This window comes from Muriicola sp. SD30, assembly GCF_041205185.1.
Taxonomy (GTDB): Bacteria; Bacteroidota; Bacteroidia; order Flavobacteriales; family Flavobacteriaceae; genus Muriicola.
Genome location: NZ_JBGEWB010000003.1, coordinates 644,880 through 662,230 on the forward strand (window position 1 = coordinate 644,880; position 17,351 = coordinate 662,230).

Sequence of the window (17,351 nt, forward strand, 5' to 3'; positions counted from 1 at the left end):
CTTATGCTACTTTTCTGTTCTTTCCTGTTTTCATAAGTCCGTCGTAATGACGGTTCAATAGGTAGGCATTCACTTGCTGCACGGTATCGATTGCAACCCCTACCATAATAAGCAGGGAAGTACCTCCGTAAAACAGTGCCCAGCCTGCCTGTATATCCATCAATTTCACTACTATAGCCGGCAATACTGCCAAAAAGGCCAGAAATATTGAACCGGGAAGTGTAATCAATGACATGATTTTATCTAAAAAACTACCTGTTTCCTTTCCGGGTCTGATACCGGGAATAAAACCACCACTTCTTTTCAGGTCGTCCGCCATTTTATTGGTCGGGACAGTAATGGCTGTATAGAAATAGGTAAATATGATGATCAGCAAGGCAAATAATATGTTGTAAGCCAGACCAAATATATCCTGGAACTGGACTTCCATCCACTGACCAATTGCTGTGTCATTAAACGTTCTGCCAAGTAATCCCGGTGCAAACATAATTGCCTGTGCAAAGATGATTGGCATTACCCCTGAAGCATTCAACTTTAATGGGATATACTGCCTGCTTCCCATTATATTTTTTTCGTATCCTCCTGAGGCCGATCTCCTGGCGTACTGCACAGGGATCCTGCGGGTAGCCATCACCAGAAGCACACTTGCCAAAATAACAACAAACCAAAGGATTACTTCAACCAGAATAAGCATAGGACCTCCATTTCCGTCCCATCTCGTGATCGCTTCCTGTACAAAGGCCTGAGGCATTGTTGCAATAATTCCGATCATAATAAGAAGAGAAATACCATTTCCGATCCCCTTATCAGTGATCTTTTCCCCTAACCACATGGCAAAGACACAGCCTGTCACCAGTATGATCACAGAAGGTACAATAAAGCCTAATCCTTTTCCGAGAAGGAAAGCACTATCGGGAACTCCAAGTGCCCCAAGGCTGTACAAGTAAGCAGGAGCCTGAACGATACTGATACCGATTGTCAACCATCGGGTAATCTGATTCTTGGTCTTTCTGCCGCTTTCTCCTTCTTTATCGAGCTTTTGGAGGTACGGTACTGCTATACCCATCAGCTGCACCACAATGGATGCCGAAATATAGGGCATGATTCCAAGGGCAAAAACAGAAGCATTAGCGAATGCCCCTCCTGTAAATGCATTCAGAATACCCAGGATACCAGTTTCTGTTTGAGATGATAAGGCTGCCAATTGTGAGGTATCAATACCGGGAAGTACCACCTGTGCACCAAAACGGTAGACAAGCAAAAGACCGAGGGTCATCAGAATCCTGTTCCTCAGCTCTTCTATCTTCCAGATATTAGATATGATCTCAAAAAATTTCTTCATAGAGCCCGCTCTCTTATAATGTTATCGCTTCTCCTCCAGCCGCTTCAATTGCTTTCTTGGCGCTGGCGGTATACTTGTGTACTGTTATTTTCAATGGAGCCTTAAGTTCTCCTCCTCCGAGTATTTTAACCAAATCGTTTTTGCCGGCCAGGTTATTTGCAATGAGGTCTTCTAACCCCACTGATTTTTTTACTGCCCCGTTATCTACCAGCTCTTGTAGTTTATCGAGATTGATTCCTCGATATTCTACCCGATTGATGTTGGTAAATCCGAACTTGGGTACTCTTCGTTGTAAAGGCATTTGTCCCCCTTCGAATCCAATCTTTTTAGAATAACCAGAACGGGATTTAGCTCCTTTATGCCCTCTTGTGGCGGTACCGCCTTTCCCGGATCCCTGGCCTCTACCGATGGTCTTTCCGTCCTTATGGACAGAACCTTCTGCTGGTTTTAAATTGCTTAAATTCATTTCAACACTTATTTCTTAAGCTTCTTCTGTAGAAACCAAATGTTTAACTTTATTGATCATGCCAAGGATATTAGGCGTATCGTCGTGAACAACCTGTTGTCCTATTTTACGCAGTCCTAGGGCTTCAAGGGTCCTCTTTTGATTCTGAGGTCTTTTAATCCCGCTTTTTACCTGAGTAACTTTAATCTTTCCCATCGTTCCTTATCCTTTAAAAACTTTTTCCATGGCGATTCCACGCTGTGACGCTACTGTTTTGGCATCTCTGAGTTGCAGCAGGGCATCAAATGTAGCCTTCACCACATTATGAGGGTTGGAAGATCCCTGAGACTTAGACAAAACGTCCTGTACTCCTACAGATTCCAATACCGCCCTTACAGCACCTCCGGCAATAACTCCTGTACCATGAGAGGCAGGTTGAATGTAAACTCTGGCTCCTCCGTATTTCCCTTTTTGTTCATGGGGTAAAGTTCCTTTGTTTAAAGGAATACGAATGAGATTCTTCTTAGCATCTTCAATGGCTTTCGCGATCGCAGTCGCAACTTCCTTGGATTTCCCAAGACCATGGCCAACAACTCCGTTTTCATCTCCTACAACCACAATGGCAGAAAAACCAAATGCTCTTCCCCCCTTGGTTACCTTGGTTACCCTTTGAACGCCTACCAGGCGGTCCTTAAGTTCGAGGCCTCCGGGTTTTACTGTTTCTACATTCTTGTATTTGCCGTACATAGTATCTATTAAAATTTTAATCCACCTTCTCTGGCACCTTCGGCCAATGATTTTACCCGTCCGTGGTACAAATTCCCTCCACGGTCAAAAGCTACAGTTTCAATTCCGGCTTTTTTAGCTTTCTCGGCCAGTGCCTTCCCTACCAGGGCGGCAATTTCCATTTTTGTCCCTTTGCTTTTACTCAATTCTTTATCTCTTGACGAGGCAGCAACCAGGGTTTTACCCTCATTGTCATCTATAACCTGTGCATAGATTTCATTGTTGCTTCTGTAAACAGACAATCTTGGTCTTTCTGCCGTCCCAAAAGAGATTTTTCTGATTCTCTTACGGATACGATCTCTTCTTTCTGTTTTTGATAATCCCATAATCTTACTCTTATGCTGATTTACCTGCTTTTCTTCTCAATTGTTCCCCGACAAATTTGATTCCTTTCCCTTTGTAAGGTTCAGGTTTGCGGAATGAACGTATTTTGGCTGCAATTTGCCCGATTAACTGCTTGTCGTGCGACGTTAGTTTAATGGTTGGGTTTTTACCTTTTTCAGAAGTGGTTTCCACCTTTACTTCCGGTGCAAGGTCAAAAACGATGTTGTGAGAGAAGCCGAGAGCAAGGTCTAATTTCTGACCCTGGTTGCTCGCTCTGAATCCTACACCTACCAATTCCAATTCCTTCGTCCAACCCTTGGATACTCCTTCGATCATATTGAAGACCAAAGATCTGTACAGTCCGTGTTTTGCCTTGTGCTCTTTTGAATCAGAAGGCCTGGTGATCCATACTTGTCCGTCTTCAACTTTGATCTCAACGGCAGAGTATTCCTGAGTAAGTTCACCCAGCTTTCCTTTTACCGTAATGATATTCTCCTTGACCTCTACGGAGGTTCCCTCTGGGATCGCTATCGGATTGTTACCTATTCTAGACATTTCTTTTAACTTTTATCGGTTTAATAAACGTAGCAAAGCACTTCGCCCCCAACATTTTCTTTTTTGGCTCGTTTGCTGGTCATCACCCCGTGTGAGGTAGAGACAATCGCTACGCCCAAACCATTTAAAACCCTCGGCATATCATCAGATCCGGCATATTTACGCAATCCCGGCTTACTGATTCGCTGAATTTTTTTAATAACAGGCTCTTTAGTCTGCTTATCGTATTTCAGAGCGATTTTAATTGTACCCTGAACTTTATCATCCTCGAATTTATAACTCAGGATATAGCCCTGATCAAATAAAATCTTAGTGATTTCTTTCTTTAGATTGGAAGCTGGTACCTCAACAACCCTGTGACCCGCCCTGCTGGCGTTTCTAATTCTTGTCAAATAATCTGATATAGGATCTGTTAACATCTTCTTGCCTTTTATGGTGTTACCAACTTGCTTTTTTAACTCCCGGAATCAATCCTTTATTAGCCATTTCCCTGAACATTACCCTGGACAAGCCAAAAGTTCTCATATAGCCCTTTGGTCTCCCTGTGAGTTTGCAACGATTGTGCATACGCACCGGAGAAGCGTTTCTTGGCAATTTTTGCAATGCCTCGTAATCGCCGGCCTCTTTTAAGGCTTTTCTCTTCTCAGCGTATTTTGCTACTGTTTTTGCCCTTTTACGTTCACGGGCTTTCATTGATTCTTTAGCCATACTAATTCTTTTTAAAAGGTAGTCCCAGTTCTGCTAAAAGGGATTGTGCTTCTTTATCGGTTTCGGCGCTGGTCACAAAGGTGATATCCATCCCGTTAATTCTGTTGATCTTGTCAATATTGATTTCGGGGAAAATGATCTGTTCCGTAACTCCGAGGTTGTAATTCCCTCTTCCATCAAAACCGGTAGCTCTGATTCCCTGAAAATCACGTACCCTTGGTAAAGCTGTTGTTACCAATCGATCAAGGAACTCGTACATCCTTTCTCCTCTCAAAGTCACTTTGGCCCCAATAGGCATTCCTTTTCTGAGTTTGAAAGACGCCACATCCTTTTTGGAAATTGTGGAGACTGCTCTTTGCCCGGTAATGTTTGATAGTTCTTCAACCGCATGGTCGATGAGCTTCTTATCGGCCACAGCGGCACCTACACCTCTGCTCACGACAATCTTCTTCAATTTAGGCACCTCCATAATGTTCTTGTACCCGAATTCGTCCTGCAACGCTTTTACCACGCGCTCTTTGTATTCTTTCTTTAATCTTGGAACGTAACTCATAACTATATTACCTCGTTAGATTTCTTTGAAACCCGTACTTTTTTTCCATCTCTGACCTCAAAGCCAACCCTTGTGGTCTCTCCCGATTTTCCGTCGATAAGAGAAAGATTAGAGATATGGATGGGAGCTTCTTTTTTAACTATTCCCCCCTGTGGGTTCTTGGCGCTCGGTTTCTCATGCTTAGACACCATATTGACGCCTTCTACAATCGCCTTGTTCTTCTGTAGGTTTACAGTAACCACTTTACCTTCTGACCCTTTATGATCACCGGCTACTACTCGTACTGTATCTCCTGTTTTTATTTTTAATTTCATCGTCTTGTCTGATTATAGCACCTCAGGAGCTAATGAAACAATCTTCATAAATTGTTTGTCCCTGAGCTCTCTCGCTACAGGACCAAATACCCTGGTTCCTCTCATTTCCCCTGTTGGGTTAAGAAGTACACAAGCGTTGTCGTCGAAGCGGATATAAGAACCATCTGGTCTGCGGACCTCTTTCTTGGTGCGCACTACTACTGCAGTAGACACGGCTCCTTTTTTTATTGTTCCGTTAGGTGTAGCTTCTTTTACAGAAACCACAATCTTATCTCCTACAGAAGCATATCTTCTTTTGGTTCCTCCCAGTACACGAATGGTCAACACCTCTTTCGCCCCGGTATTATCTGCCACTTTAAGTCTAGATTCTTGCTGTAACATAATTATTTAGCTCTTTCAAGGATTTCTACCAATCTCCAGCATTTGGTCTTACTCAAAGGTCTGGTTTCCATGATCTTTACAGTATCACCAATTTTGCAATCATTGGTTTCATCGTGTGCAACATATTTCTTTGTCCGCAATACGAACTTACCATACATAGGATGCTTTACCCGCTTTACTTCAGAAACCACAATTGATTTCTCCATTCTATTGCTGGTTACAACGCCTACTCGTTCTTTTCTTAAATTTCTTTTTTCCATAAAGCAGAACCCGTTATTGGTTTTCCCTTTTTGTTAATTCTGTGGCCAATCGTGCTACTGTCCTTTTCACCTGCCTCAGCTGAAGAGGGTTTTCAAGTGGTGTTACAGCGTGAGCCATTTTCAAATCGGCATGTTTCCTTTTGAAATCGGACATCTTTTCCTTTAATTCCTCTACCGATAATTCTTTTACTTCTGATTGTTTCATGATCTTCTATATCAGTATCATTAAGCGGCATCGTAATCTCTAGCCACAATAAATTTTGTCTTCACCGGTAATTTCTGAGCAGCAAGCCTTAAAGCTTCCTGAGCCACATCCATAGGAACCCCTGCAACTTCGAACATGATTCTTCCCGGTTTTACAACCGCAACGAAATATTCCGGTGCTCCTTTTCCTTTCCCCATCCTTACTTCAAGGGGCTTTTTGGTGATAGGCTTGTCTGGAAATATTTTAATCCAAAGCTGACCTTGTCTTTTCATGTATCTTGTAGCAGCAATCCTTGCAGCTTCAATCTGACGTGAGGTAATAAAGCTGGAATCCAATGACTTAATTCCAAACATCCCGTTAGAAAGTCTGTGTCCTCTTCCGGAATTTCCTTTCATTCGGCCCTTCTGCGCTTTACGAAACTTGGTTCTTTTCGGCTGTAACATTTTTTCCTACTTTACTAAATTATTTTCTTCTGCGTTTTCTTCCGGAGTCGGACTTATCCTTGCCCGTCCCTTTAGACATTCCTACTAAGGGCGACAAATCTCTTTTTCCGTAAACCTCACCTTTCATTATCCACACTTTGATCCCTAGTCGTCCATAAGTTGTATGTGCCTCTTCCATGGCGTAATCAATATCAGCCCTGAAGGTGGATAAAGGAATACGACCTTCTTTATAAGACTCTGAACGTGCCATCTCCGCTCCATTCAACCTACCTGAAATCATAATTTTGATTCCCTCAGCATTCATCCTCATTGCGGCTGCAATTGCCATTTTAATGGCCCTCCTGTAAGAGATCCTGTTTTCTATCTGTCGTGCGATACTAGCAGCAACCAGGTTTGCATCAACTTCGGGTCTTTTGATCTCAAATATGTTGATCTGAACCTCTTTATCGGTAATCTTTTTAAGCTCCTCCTTCAGTTTATCCACTTCCTGGCCACCTTTACCGATAATGATACCGGGTCTTGCAGTGGTGATGGTAACGGTAATCAACTTCAGCGTTCTTTCGATAATGACTCGAGAGACACTTGCCTTGGCCAAACGGGCGGAAACATATTTCCTGATTTTATCGTCTTCTGCGAGTTTATCCCCGTAATCATTACCTCCGTACCAGTTAGATTCCCATCCCCTGATTATACCCAGTCGGTTTCCTATTGGATTTGTCTTTTGTCCCATACTAAGCTTCTGTATTATTGTTAGCGCCTAAAACCAAGGTTACATGGTTTGAACGTTTTCTTATCCTGTGAGCCCTTCCCTGTGGTGCAGGTCTGAGGCGCTTTAGCATTCTGCCAGAATCAACCCGAATCTCCTTCACGAAAAGTTCTGCTTCTTCAATATCGGCATCTTCATTCTTCGCCTGCCAGTTAGCGATGGCTGACAACAATAGCTTTTCCAGCCTTCGGGAAGCTTCCTTAGGATTAAACCTGAGAATTGCAAGGGCTTTTTCAACCTCAGCACCCCTTACAAGGTCGGCTACCAAACGCATCTTACGAGGCGAAGTAGGGCAATTGTTTAATTTCGCGAAGGCGAGCTCTTTCTTCTCTGCCTTTATTCTTTCGGCCATTTGTTTTTTTCGAACTCCCATAGCTTACTTTTTACCTTTATTTTTCGCTCCGGCATGACCGCGGAAAGATCTAGTGGGCGAAAATTCACCCAATTTATGTCCTACCATATTCTCGGTAACATAAACAGGAACAAACTGCTTCCCATTATGTACTGCGATGGTCTGGCCTACAAAATCTGGTGTGATCATGGAAGCTCTGGACCATGTTTTGATGACGGTCTTTTTATTCGAATCTACATTCTGTCTTACCTTTTTCTCCAGGCTCAAATGAACGTAGGGTCCTTTTTTTAGTGAACGTGCCATTTCTTTCTACTTTTTATTTCTTTCTACGTTCTATTATATATCTGTTGGTATCCTTGGTTCTGGAACGAGTCCTGTAACCTTTTGCAGGAATACCATTTTTCGATCTTGGATGTCCTCCGGAAGCTCTTCCTTCTCCACCTCCCATTGGGTGGTCTACAGGGTTCATAGCTACCGGTCTTGTCCTTGGTCGTCTACCTAACCAGCGACTTCTTCCCGCTTTACCGGAAACGATCAGCTGATGATCCGAATTGGAAACAGCACCTACGGTGGCTAAGCAATTTCCCAGTACCATTCTGGTTTCCCCGGATGGCAATTTAATAGTTACGTATTTACCCTCTTTCGCCATAAGCTGAGCAAAAGTTCCGGCACTTCTCGCCATCACTGCTCCCTGCCCGGGGCGTAATTCAATACAGGAAATGATTGTTCCCAAAGGAATTTCATTCAAAGGCAACGCATTTCCAATCTCAGGTGCAGAACCGGCTCCCGATGTGACCTTCTGGCCTATCTGTAAACCATTCTGTGCTACTATATAACTCTTCTCCCCATCCTTATACTCAATAAGAGCAATAAAGGCGGTTCTGTTTGGATCGTACTGAATCGATTTCACCTCGGCATTAACACCGTGCTTCACTCTTTTGAAATCGACTAAACGATACCTTCTTTTGTGACCTCCACCTCTATGGCGTATGGTCATCTTTCCATGACTGTTTCTACCTCCGGACTTTTTTAACGGAGCAAGCAAGCTTTTCTCCGGCTTATCAGCAGTAAGCGCGTCAAATCCGTTTACTACTTTAAATCGCTGTCCTGGAGTGATCGGTTTTAATTTTCTAACTGACATTTGGTGTCTTTATAGATTACTGTAAAAATCAATGACATCACCTTCCGCAACATCAACAATTGCCTTTTTATAAGCCTTTGTCTTCCCTTGTTGTACCCCTGTTTTGGTGTACTTGGTCTTGCGGGTTGGACCATAATTCATGGTTCTTACCTTCTTTACGGATACCCCGTATGTTCCTTCAACCGCATCCTTAATCTGCAATTTGTTGGCTCCGGGATTTACAATGAAACCATAGCGGTTGTGTAACTCACTATCGGCTGTCATCTTTTCCGTTATGATTGGTTTTATTAACACACTCATGATTTCCTATTTATTTAAGTTGGCCTCTATACCTTCCAGCGACCCTTCTAAAAGCACAATATTATTTGCATTTAATATTTTGTAAGTGCTTAATTCTGAGTTAGTTACAACCTCAGAACCTTCCAAATTGCGCGACGACAAATATACGTTATTATTTGAATCGCCCAAGACAAAGAGGGACTTTTTATTTTCCAATCCGAGACCTTTGAGAACCTGTAGAAAATCCTTGGTCTTTGGACTCTCGAAATTAAAGTCCTCAACTACCATAATCGCCTTTTCCTGATTCTTGATACTCAGCGCCGATTTACGGGCCAGACGCTTCAGGTTCTTATTGAGCTTAAGGCTATAATCCTTAGGCCTTGGCCCAAAAATTCTACCCCCACCGCGAAAGATTGGCGACTTGATGCTACCTGCCCTTGCGGTTCCGGTTCCCTTTTGCTTTTTAATCTTACGGGTACTCCCCACAATTTCAGCCCTTTCTTTGGCCTTGTGAGTACCTTGTCTCTGGTGAGCCCTGTATTGTTTTACATCCAGATAAATGGCATGTGTATTAGGCTCTATCTTAAAAACAGCATCAGAAAGGTCTGCCTTTCTCCCTGTTTCTTTTCCGTTGATATCTAAGACTGCTACTTTCATTATTTCTCAATCGTTAAATATGCGTTCTTATGACCGGGTACACACCCTTTCAAAACGATCAGGTTTTTTTCCGGTACAATTTTCAAGACGCGCAGGTTTTGAACAGTTACCCGTTCTCCGCCCATTCTTCCGGCCATTTTCATTCCCTTGAATACTCTGGCGGGATATGATGCTGCACCGATAGATCCAGGAGCCCTTAAACGGTTGTGCTGCCCGTGGGTAGCCTGTCCGACACCGGCAAAACCATGTCTTTTTACAACCCCCTGAAAACCTTTACCTTTTGAAGTTGCAGTTACATCTACAAACTCCCCTTCCACAAACAGATCTACCCCAAGGGTATCTCCCAATTTGTACTCTCCTTCAAAATCACGGAACTCGACGACTTTTTTCTTAGGAGAAGCACCTGCCTTTTTAAAATGTCCCTTTTCGGACTTTTTAGCACGTTTTTCTGCCTTGTCATCGAAACCGAGCTGAAGGGCATTATACCCGTCTACCTCTTCGGTTCTGACTTGGGTAATCACACATGGTCCTGCCTCAATGACCGTACATGGAACATTCTTTCCATTGTCGTCAAAGATGCTGGTCATGCCTACTTTTTTTCCTATTAACCCAGACATACTATTTATTATTAATTGTTTTTACTATTCTAAATTATCTGACAAAAAAACAGGGCCAAAAATAATTCGACCCCGAATGTATTTTTGTTACCGTTTTTCCTTTGCAAATCGCTCCGGACATGTCGCGGAAAGCATCCTGCCTTCCGATACTTTTATCACACTTTAATCTCAACTTCCACCCCACTTGGCAGCTCCAATTTCATGAGCGCGTCGATGGTTTTGGAAGAAGAACTGTATATATCAAGTAATCGCTTGTAAGAGCTTAATTGAAATTGCTCTCTCGACTTCTTATTTACATGGGGTGAACGTAAAACTGTAAAAATCTTTTTGTGGGTAGGCAACGGGATAGGTCCTGTTACCACAGCTCCGGTAGTTTTTACGGTTTTAACAATCTTCTCGGCAGACTTATCTACCAGGTTGTAATCGTATGATTTTAACTTTATTCTGATTTTCTGACTCATCTCCTAAGAATTAAGCGGTTACCCCTTTGGTTGCTTTTATCACCTCTTCTGCAATATTTGTAGGTGTTTCGGCATAGTGCGAAAACTCCATTGTACTTGTTGCCCTACCTGAAGATAATGTCCTCAGTGCAGTAACATATCCAAACATTTCCGAAAGCGGCACCTCTGCTTTGATCACTTTGGCTCCGGCTCTGTCGTCCATATTGTTTACCTGTCCTCTTCGTCTGTTAAGGTCACCTACTATATCACCCATGTTCTCTTCCGGCGTAAGCACCTCTAACTTCATTATCGGCTCCATCAAGACGGCACGGGCGGCTTTGGCAGCCTCTTTGTACCCTAGCTTGGCAGCCAGTTCAAAAGAAAGAGAATCCGAATCCACCGGGTGGAAAGATCCATCCTTTAAGACGATCCTCATACTATCCATTTCAAAACCGGCCAAAGGACCGTTTTTCATCGCCTCCCTGAATCCTTTCTCAACAGAAGGAATGTATTCTTTAGGAATATTACCCCCCTTGATCACATTGACAAATTCGAGTCCCGGTTTTTCTTCCGTAGAAGGCTCCATAGTAAATACGATATCTGCGAATTTACCTCTACCTCCTGTTTGTTTCTTATAAACCTCTCTGTGATCGGCAGGTCTTGTGATTGCTTCCTTGTATTCAACCTGAGGTTGTCCCTGATTGACATCAACCTTAAACTCTCTTCGGAGACGATCGGTGATGATATCAAGGTGAAGCTCTCCCATTCCTGAAATAATCGTTTGGCCTGAAGCCTCATCGGTTTTTACCTGGAATGTAGGATCTTCTTCCGCCAGTTTGGCAAGGGCCATCCCTAATTTATCTACATCAGCCTTGGTTTTTGGCTCCACGGCAATCCCTATTACAGGATCGGGGAAGTTCATACTTTCAAGGACAATAGGGTGTTTTTCATCAGAAAGGGTATCCCCAGTCTTAATATCTTTAAATCCAACAGCAGCTCCAATATCACCGGCAGCAATAGAATCCACTGCGTTTTGCTTGTTAGAGTGCATTTGGTAGATACGCGAAATACGTTCTTTATTTCCAGATCTGTTGTTTAAAACATAGGATCCAGCATCTAGTTTTCCTGAATACGCTCTGAAGAATGCCAGTCGACCCACAAAAGGATCTGTTGCAATCTTAAAAGCAAGTGCAGCAAAAGGTTCTTTGATATCCGGTTTCCTGGAGATCTCAGCACCTGTATCGGGATTTACTCCTACAATCGCTTCCTTATCCATAGGAGAAGGAAGGTATCGGCATACGGCATCCAGTAAAAATTGTACTCCTTTATTCTTAAAGGAAGAACCACAGATCATTGGAATGATACTCATATCCATAACCGCAGCTCTCAGGGCAGCATGTACCTCATCTTCTGTGATGGAATCTTCGTCTTCGAAGAACTTCTCCATCAGGGTTTCATCGTACTCAGCTACAGCCTCAATAAGCGCCGCTCTGTATTCCTTCACCTCAGCTTCCATTTCAGAAGGGATATCGATCACATCAAACGTTGCACCGAGATCTTCCTCATTCCAAACAATTGCCCGGTTTTTAACCAGGTCAACTACCCCTCTAAAATCAGCTTCATCTCCAATAGGAAGTACGATTGGCACAGCGTTGGATTTCAACATATCCTTTACCTGCTTGCACACATTAAGGAAGTTGGCACCCTGCCTGTCCATTTTATTGACAAATCCCATTCTCGGCACCTTGTAGTTATCTGCCAGACGCCAGTTAGTCTCAGACTGAGGCTCAACTCCGTCAACAGCACTAAAAAGGAATACCAGACCATCGAGAACCCTCAAAGATCGGTTCACCTCAACGGTAAAGTCAACGTGGCCGGGAGTATCGATGATGTTAAAGTGATAAGGCTTTGACTCATCAGTAAGCTGACCGTTTTTCATTGGGAAATTCCAGGTACAGGTTGTAGCGGCGGAAGTAATAGTGATTCCTCGCTCCTGCTCCTGCTCCATCCAGTCCATGGTAGCAGCCCCATCGTGAACTTCTCCAATCTTGTGGCTTACGCCAGTATAAAAAAGGATTCGTTCTGTGGTTGTGGTTTTACCGGCATCAATATGAGCGGCAATACCTATATTTCTTGTAAATTTTAAATCTCTAGCCATCTTGCGTATTAGAATCTAAAGTGAGAAAATGCTTTATTGGCTTCTGCCATCTTATGAGTATCAACTCGCTTTTTCACTGCCGCGCCCTCTTCTTTTGATGCTGCCAGGATTTCCGCTGCCAGCTTCTGAGCCATCGACTTTTCATTTCTTTTTCTGGAAAAGCTGATTAACCATTTCATCGCAGTTGATATTTTACGATCCGGCCTGATCTGCATTGGGATCTGGAAAGTAGCCCCTCCAACTCTTCTGCTTCGTACCTCTACGTGAGGCATCACATTGGAAAGTGCGTCTTTCCATAATTCGAGACCTGATTTCTCTTCGTCAGTCTTTTTTTCTTCCACGATATCAATCGCGTCGTAAAACACCTTAAAGGCCACTGATTTCTTTCCATCCCACATCATCATATTGACGAAACGGGTTACCAGCTGATCATTAAATCTTGGATCTGGTAATAGTGGTCTTTTCTTTGCCTGTCTTTTTCTCATTGCTTCTTCTTAAAAGTGTTGCTTACTTTTTGGGTCTTTTGGCACCGTACTTAGAACGTCTCTGTGTCCTGCCGGCTACACCTGCAGTATCCAGAGCTCCTCTCACTATGTGATATCTAACTCCTGGCAAATCCTTCACCCTTCCGCCTCTAACCAATACTATCGAATGCTCCTGTAAATTGTGTCCTTCTCCGGGGATGTATGCGTTTACTTCCTTTCCGTTGGTTAACCTCACCCTGGCTACTTTTCTCATAGCCGAGTTAGGCTTCTTCGGTGTAGTGGTATAAACACGCGTACAAACACCCCTTCGCTGGGGACACGAATCCAAAGCAGCCGATTTACTCTTCTTGGTAATTGTGGCCCTTCCTTTTCGTACTAATTGTGAAATTGTTGGCATACTATTATATAATGTATAAATCTACCCTCTTTTAAGGGCTGGCAAATGTAGTAATTATTCATTATAATTCAAATGCCTGTGGCTTAATTTTGCAGGATTTTTTTTTCACGCATAATACTTTGAGAATCAGAGTCGTCTTTGCCTTTGAAAACCAAACTGATTTACACCATAGTTTATACCTAAATATATATAGGAAATTCATTTTAAAAATTTTTTACAGTTTTAGAACATAATTCCCGATAAAAATATCTTTAAGCCTTTTAGAGTGGATTTGCGAACTGCACAATATCAGACATCCTTAAATATTCATTTCTAATTCAACTCATGAATTCGGATTCGATTTATTAATTTTTTAACAAAACCAATTCTTATTTGCCCTTTTTACTGTTCTCAAAATCAGGAGACCCCTATTATTCTCTTAAAGTTTTATTAAAATAAGTTTGGATTATTAACATAGAATTGTGATTTTCGCACTTAGCTAATTCAAATAATTTTAAAATGAGAACAAATTTAAATGGAATCTTGACGCTTTTATTGGCGTTTGTTGTGCATTTGACTTTTGCGCAGGAGAAGACGGTCTCCGGTACCGTGACGGACCAGGACGGACTTCCGCTTCCAGGAGTAAACATCGTCGTTGAAGGAAGTACCTCAGGTACTCAAACCGATTTCGACGGAAATTACTCTATTAGAGGTAGTGCAGGTCAGACACTTCTTTTCAGTTACATCGGTCAAAGAGATGTACGGGTTACTATTGGAGCGAGCAACACTATCAATGTGCAGATGCAGGAAGATGCTCAGGCACTGGAAGAGGTAGTAGTAACTGCTCAGGGTATTAAGAAAGAGAAGCAAGCCCTGGGGTATGCGGTTTCTGAAGTAGGCGATGAACTGCTTGAGCAACGTGCCGAGGGTGATGTTGGTCGTATCTTAACAGGTAAGGCATCCGGGGTTAATATTCAGGCCCAGAGTGGTCTTTCCGGATCTGGTACCAGTATTATCATCAGGGGTCTCAGTACCTTTAGTGGTAGTAACCAGCCATTGTTTATCGTTGACGGGGTACCTTTTGACAGTGGTACTAACGGACAAACACAAAACGGACAAGGTAACAGCTTCGTTGATGGAAACAACGGTTCCAGTAGGTTCCTGGATTTGGATCCCAACAACATAGAGAGTGTAAACGTATTAAAAGGTTTGGCTGCTGCCACACTTTACGGTACTGCCGGACGTAACGGGGTAATCCTTATTACTACCAAGAACGGTGCTGCCGGAACAGGACAGGCCAAGAAAAACGAAGTAACAGTGAGCAGCTCGATCTTTATTAACGAGATTGCTTCCCTTCCTGATTACCAGGATGAATTCGGTAACGGATTCGACCAGGCTTTCGGTTGGTTCTTCAGTAACTGGGGACCAAGTTTCGACAGAGACGGAGTAGCAGGCTGGGGAACTCAGTCAGCTATCGATGATGCAGGAACTCTTGCTCACCCATACTCTACTTCTACTTCAGCTATCCAGGCTGCATTCCCGGAATTTCAGGGAGCCAGATACCCTTGGAGACCTTATGACAGTGTAGAGAAATTCTTTAAGCAAGGAGTTGTTCAGACAAACTCTGTAAACGTAAACGGTTCTTCCGATGACGGAAGCATGAGTTACAACATGAACTTCGGTCACCTGGACGATCAAGGATTTACACCAGGTAACAACCTGAGAAGATATACAGTAGGTCTTGGTGGTAGAGCAGTGCTTTCCAATAAGATCACTGCTTCAGGTACACTGAACTTTGCAAATACTAACTTCCAGTCGCCACCGGTTGCTGCAAGTACAGGTAACAGTGTTTTCGGTACAGGTTCTTCAGTCTTCGCCAACGTATTCTATACGCCAAGGAGTGTGGACATTCAGGGACTACCTTTTGAGAGCCCTGTTGACGGTTCCAGTGTATACTATCGTCAGAACAACAGTATCCAGCATCCGCTTTGGACCGTTAAAAACTCCAAGACTGAGCAGGATACCAAAAGGGTTTTCGGAAACATGGCCCTTGTTTATGATATCAATGACAACCTTAACCTGACTTACCGTTTTGGTTTGGATGTCTACAGTGAAAATAATATTACGTCTCAGAATAAAGGTGGTATCGGAGGTAGCGTTGCTACACAGAGTGGTATCCTCCAGACCTGGAACAACACTAACACCCTTTTTGATCACAACCTGATCCTTACAGGTCAGTACGAGATCTCAGAGAAAGTTGGGTTCAGCTTTAACGCTGGTGCTACTACAAGAAGCGAGAAATTCGATCAGAATGGTGTAGCTTCTTCAGGGCAGCAGGTATTCGGAGTACTGAGACATTTCAACTTCTCCCTGTTCGAACCCATCCAGTTTCTACAAGAAAGAAACATTGCAGGGGTTTACGGACAGTTAGACTTCGACTACGATCGTATGGTCTATCTTACGCTTGCAGGAAGGAATGACTGGGTATCTAACCTTGCCCAGGACAACAGAGCGATCTTCTATCCCAGTGCTAGTATTTCGCTTATTCCTACCAAGTTTATCCCAGGATTGCAAAGTCCTAACGGAGTTAACTACATGAAGCTTAGAGCAGGTTATGGAACATCGGCTAACTTCCCAACAGGGTATCCGGTAGCTTCCACGCTGATCCTCGATACACAGAACTTCCAGGATGGAGACGGAAATAATACCGTTACCAACGTAAGTGCTAACTTGTTGGGTAATCCTAACCTGAAGCCTGAACTTCTGCAGGAATTAGAATTTGGTATTGAAGCCAGACTTTTTGACAGCAGACTTACATTAGATGCTTCTTATTATTCAAGGATCACAGAGGATCTTATTATCGACCGTCCACTTGACCCATCGACTGGTTATACAACTACACAAACAAACGTGGGTGAGATCAAGTCATGGGGAACGGAAGTTGACGCTACCCTGGATATCTTCAGATCTAGTGAGCCGGGAGGCTTAAACTGGAGCCTGAATTCAAACTGGTTCTTTAACGAATCAGAGGTAACCGACCTAGGTCTTGATACTGATATCGTTGTATATGCAGGGTTTACCAACTTAGGTAATGCTGCAAGGGTTGGAGATCCATTAGGAATAATGGTAGGTACCCGTATCCAAAGGGATGACAATGATAATTTTGTGGTAAATGCCGCTGGTGACTATATCGAAGAAGAAGGATTGTTTGAAATCGGAGATCCTAACCCAGACTGGGTACTAAACGTTGGTAACAGCTTTAGTTACAAGAACTTCAATTTTAATTTCTTGTTCAACTATACACATGGAGGAGATATTTATTCAAGAACCGCATCCGTATTAATCGGAAGGGGATTGACCACAGACGTTGTAGATCGTTTAAATACCTTTATCCTTCCAGGTGTGAAGGGTGACGGAACACCTAACGATGTTCAGATCAACAACTCAACGTTCTACTTCAACAACGTTTTATTCGGACCTGATGAATTAGGAGTCTTTGACGCATCAACTGTGAGGTTACAGGAAGTTTCTTTAGGCTATAGTGTGCCTGCTAAGTTCCTGGATAAAACACCATTTGGTTCCTTGAGCTTTACTGTTTCAGGATTCAACATGTGGTACGAAGCCATTAACATTCCCAAGGGAACAAATTTTGATCCCAACGTAGCCGGTATCGGTATTGGAAATGGTAGAGGATTTGATTATCTTAATGGACCTAGTTCAAGAAGATACGGATTCAGTGTTAAAGCTTCATTTTAATTAAAATA

The 17,351-nt window shown here is 43.0% G+C and carries 26 protein-coding genes; 1 reads left to right on the forward strand and 25 read right to left on the reverse strand.

Annotation, left to right across the window (positions count from 1 at the left end):
• Position 1: 1 nt before the first annotated feature.
• From secY to rpsL, 25 genes are all read right to left on the reverse strand, one after another.
• Positions 2-1,342: a preprotein translocase subunit SecY gene (gene secY, locus AB8P51_RS11960; protein ID WP_369749056.1), complete on the reverse strand. Its 1,341-nt coding sequence runs from the start codon at positions 1,340-1,342 to the stop codon at positions 2-4.
• A 13-nt stretch (positions 1,343-1,355) separates the two neighbouring features.
• Complete coding sequence (gene rplO / locus AB8P51_RS11965; RefSeq protein WP_369749057.1) at positions 1,356-1,808, reverse strand: 50S ribosomal protein L15; 453 nt, start codon at positions 1,806-1,808, stop codon at positions 1,356-1,358.
• 15 nt (positions 1,809-1,823) lie between these two features.
• A complete protein-coding gene (rpmD, locus tag AB8P51_RS11970; protein WP_369749058.1) occupies positions 1,824-2,003 on the reverse strand; it encodes a 50S ribosomal protein L30 in 180 nt (59 codons plus the stop codon).
• A 6-nt stretch (positions 2,004-2,009) separates the two neighbouring features.
• A complete protein-coding gene (gene rpsE, locus AB8P51_RS11975) occupies positions 2,010-2,534 on the reverse strand; it encodes a 30S ribosomal protein S5 (protein WP_369749059.1) in 525 nt (174 codons plus the stop codon).
• A gap of 8 nt (positions 2,535-2,542) precedes the next feature.
• Positions 2,543-2,899 (reverse strand): 50S ribosomal protein L18, encoded by a 357-nt coding sequence (gene rplR, locus AB8P51_RS11980; RefSeq protein WP_369749060.1) that lies wholly within the window; start codon positions 2,897-2,899, stop codon positions 2,543-2,545.
• Positions 2,900-2,909: 10 nt separating this feature from the next.
• Positions 2,910-3,452: a 50S ribosomal protein L6 gene (gene rplF / locus AB8P51_RS11985; protein WP_369749061.1), complete on the reverse strand. Its 543-nt coding sequence runs from the start codon at positions 3,450-3,452 to the stop codon at positions 2,910-2,912.
• Between the two features lie 20 nt (positions 3,453-3,472).
• Positions 3,473-3,871 (reverse strand): 30S ribosomal protein S8, encoded by a 399-nt coding sequence (gene rpsH / locus AB8P51_RS11990; protein ID WP_369749062.1) that lies wholly within the window; start codon positions 3,869-3,871, stop codon positions 3,473-3,475.
• A gap of 19 nt (positions 3,872-3,890) precedes the next feature.
• Positions 3,891-4,160, reverse strand: a complete 270-nt coding sequence (rpsN, locus tag AB8P51_RS11995; RefSeq protein ID WP_369749063.1) for a 30S ribosomal protein S14 — start codon at positions 4,158-4,160, stop codon at positions 3,891-3,893.
• A gap of 1 nt (position 4,161) precedes the next feature.
• Positions 4,162-4,713 carry a 50S ribosomal protein L5 gene (gene rplE, locus AB8P51_RS12000; protein WP_369749064.1) on the reverse strand — a complete coding sequence of 184 codons (552 nt, stop codon included), beginning with the start codon at positions 4,711-4,713 and terminating at the stop codon, positions 4,162-4,164.
• Between the two features lie 2 nt (positions 4,714-4,715).
• On the reverse strand, positions 4,716-5,027 hold the full coding sequence (rplX, locus tag AB8P51_RS12005; protein WP_369749065.1) for a 50S ribosomal protein L24: 312 nt from the start codon (positions 5,025-5,027) through the stop codon (positions 4,716-4,718).
• Positions 5,028-5,039: 12 nt separating this feature from the next.
• Positions 5,040-5,408: a 50S ribosomal protein L14 gene (gene rplN / locus AB8P51_RS12010; RefSeq protein ID WP_129605547.1), complete on the reverse strand. Its 369-nt coding sequence runs from the start codon at positions 5,406-5,408 to the stop codon at positions 5,040-5,042.
• Between the two features lie 2 nt (positions 5,409-5,410).
• Entirely contained in the window at positions 5,411-5,668 is a 258-nt protein-coding gene (gene rpsQ, locus AB8P51_RS12015) for a 30S ribosomal protein S17 (RefSeq protein WP_369749066.1), read from the reverse strand.
• 13 nt (positions 5,669-5,681) lie between these two features.
• On the reverse strand, positions 5,682-5,873 hold the full coding sequence (rpmC, locus tag AB8P51_RS12020) for a 50S ribosomal protein L29 (protein WP_369749067.1): 192 nt from the start codon (positions 5,871-5,873) through the stop codon (positions 5,682-5,684).
• A 20-nt stretch (positions 5,874-5,893) separates the two neighbouring features.
• On the reverse strand, positions 5,894-6,316 hold the full coding sequence (gene rplP, locus AB8P51_RS12025) for a 50S ribosomal protein L16 (protein WP_369749069.1): 423 nt from the start codon (positions 6,314-6,316) through the stop codon (positions 5,894-5,896).
• A gap of 19 nt (positions 6,317-6,335) precedes the next feature.
• On the reverse strand, positions 6,336-7,046 hold the full coding sequence (gene rpsC / locus AB8P51_RS12030) for a 30S ribosomal protein S3 (RefSeq protein WP_369749070.1): 711 nt from the start codon (positions 7,044-7,046) through the stop codon (positions 6,336-6,338).
• A 1-nt stretch (position 7,047) separates the two neighbouring features.
• Positions 7,048-7,455: a 50S ribosomal protein L22 gene (rplV, locus tag AB8P51_RS12035; protein WP_369749071.1), complete on the reverse strand. Its 408-nt coding sequence runs from the start codon at positions 7,453-7,455 to the stop codon at positions 7,048-7,050.
• Positions 7,456-7,458: 3 nt separating this feature from the next.
• On the reverse strand, positions 7,459-7,737 hold the full coding sequence (rpsS, locus tag AB8P51_RS12040; RefSeq protein ID WP_369749072.1) for a 30S ribosomal protein S19: 279 nt from the start codon (positions 7,735-7,737) through the stop codon (positions 7,459-7,461).
• Between the two features lie 13 nt (positions 7,738-7,750).
• Positions 7,751-8,575 (reverse strand): 50S ribosomal protein L2, encoded by an 825-nt coding sequence (rplB, locus tag AB8P51_RS12045; protein WP_369749073.1) that lies wholly within the window; start codon positions 8,573-8,575, stop codon positions 7,751-7,753.
• A 9-nt stretch (positions 8,576-8,584) separates the two neighbouring features.
• Entirely contained in the window at positions 8,585-8,875 is a 291-nt protein-coding gene (rplW, locus tag AB8P51_RS12050; RefSeq protein ID WP_369749074.1) for a 50S ribosomal protein L23, read from the reverse strand.
• A 6-nt stretch (positions 8,876-8,881) separates the two neighbouring features.
• A complete protein-coding gene (gene rplD, locus AB8P51_RS12055; protein ID WP_369749075.1) occupies positions 8,882-9,511 on the reverse strand; it encodes a 50S ribosomal protein L4 in 630 nt (209 codons plus the stop codon).
• Positions 9,511-10,128 (reverse strand): 50S ribosomal protein L3, encoded by a 618-nt coding sequence (gene rplC, locus AB8P51_RS12060; RefSeq protein ID WP_369749077.1) that lies wholly within the window; start codon positions 10,126-10,128, stop codon positions 9,511-9,513. The genes rplD and rplC overlap by 1 nt, the downstream gene beginning before the upstream one ends.
• A gap of 155 nt (positions 10,129-10,283) precedes the next feature.
• The gene (gene rpsJ / locus AB8P51_RS12065; protein ID WP_008613600.1) at positions 10,284-10,589 is read right to left on the reverse strand and encodes a 30S ribosomal protein S10; all 306 of its coding nucleotides are present in this window, start codon (positions 10,587-10,589) and stop codon (positions 10,284-10,286) included.
• Positions 10,590-10,599: 10 nt separating this feature from the next.
• A complete protein-coding gene (gene fusA / locus AB8P51_RS12070; protein WP_369749078.1) occupies positions 10,600-12,726 on the reverse strand; it encodes an elongation factor G in 2,127 nt (708 codons plus the stop codon).
• Between the two features lie 8 nt (positions 12,727-12,734).
• On the reverse strand, positions 12,735-13,211 hold the full coding sequence (gene rpsG, locus AB8P51_RS12075) for a 30S ribosomal protein S7 (protein ID WP_369749079.1): 477 nt from the start codon (positions 13,209-13,211) through the stop codon (positions 12,735-12,737).
• A 22-nt stretch (positions 13,212-13,233) separates the two neighbouring features.
• On the reverse strand, positions 13,234-13,608 hold the full coding sequence (gene rpsL, locus AB8P51_RS12080; protein WP_013305196.1) for a 30S ribosomal protein S12: 375 nt from the start codon (positions 13,606-13,608) through the stop codon (positions 13,234-13,236).
• A 498-nt stretch (positions 13,609-14,106) separates the two neighbouring features.
• Between rpsL and AB8P51_RS12085 the strand changes: the two genes are divergently transcribed.
• Complete coding sequence (locus AB8P51_RS12085) at positions 14,107-17,343, forward strand: SusC/RagA family TonB-linked outer membrane protein (RefSeq protein WP_369749080.1); 3,237 nt, start codon at positions 14,107-14,109, stop codon at positions 17,341-17,343.
• Positions 17,344-17,351 lie beyond the last annotated feature (8 nt).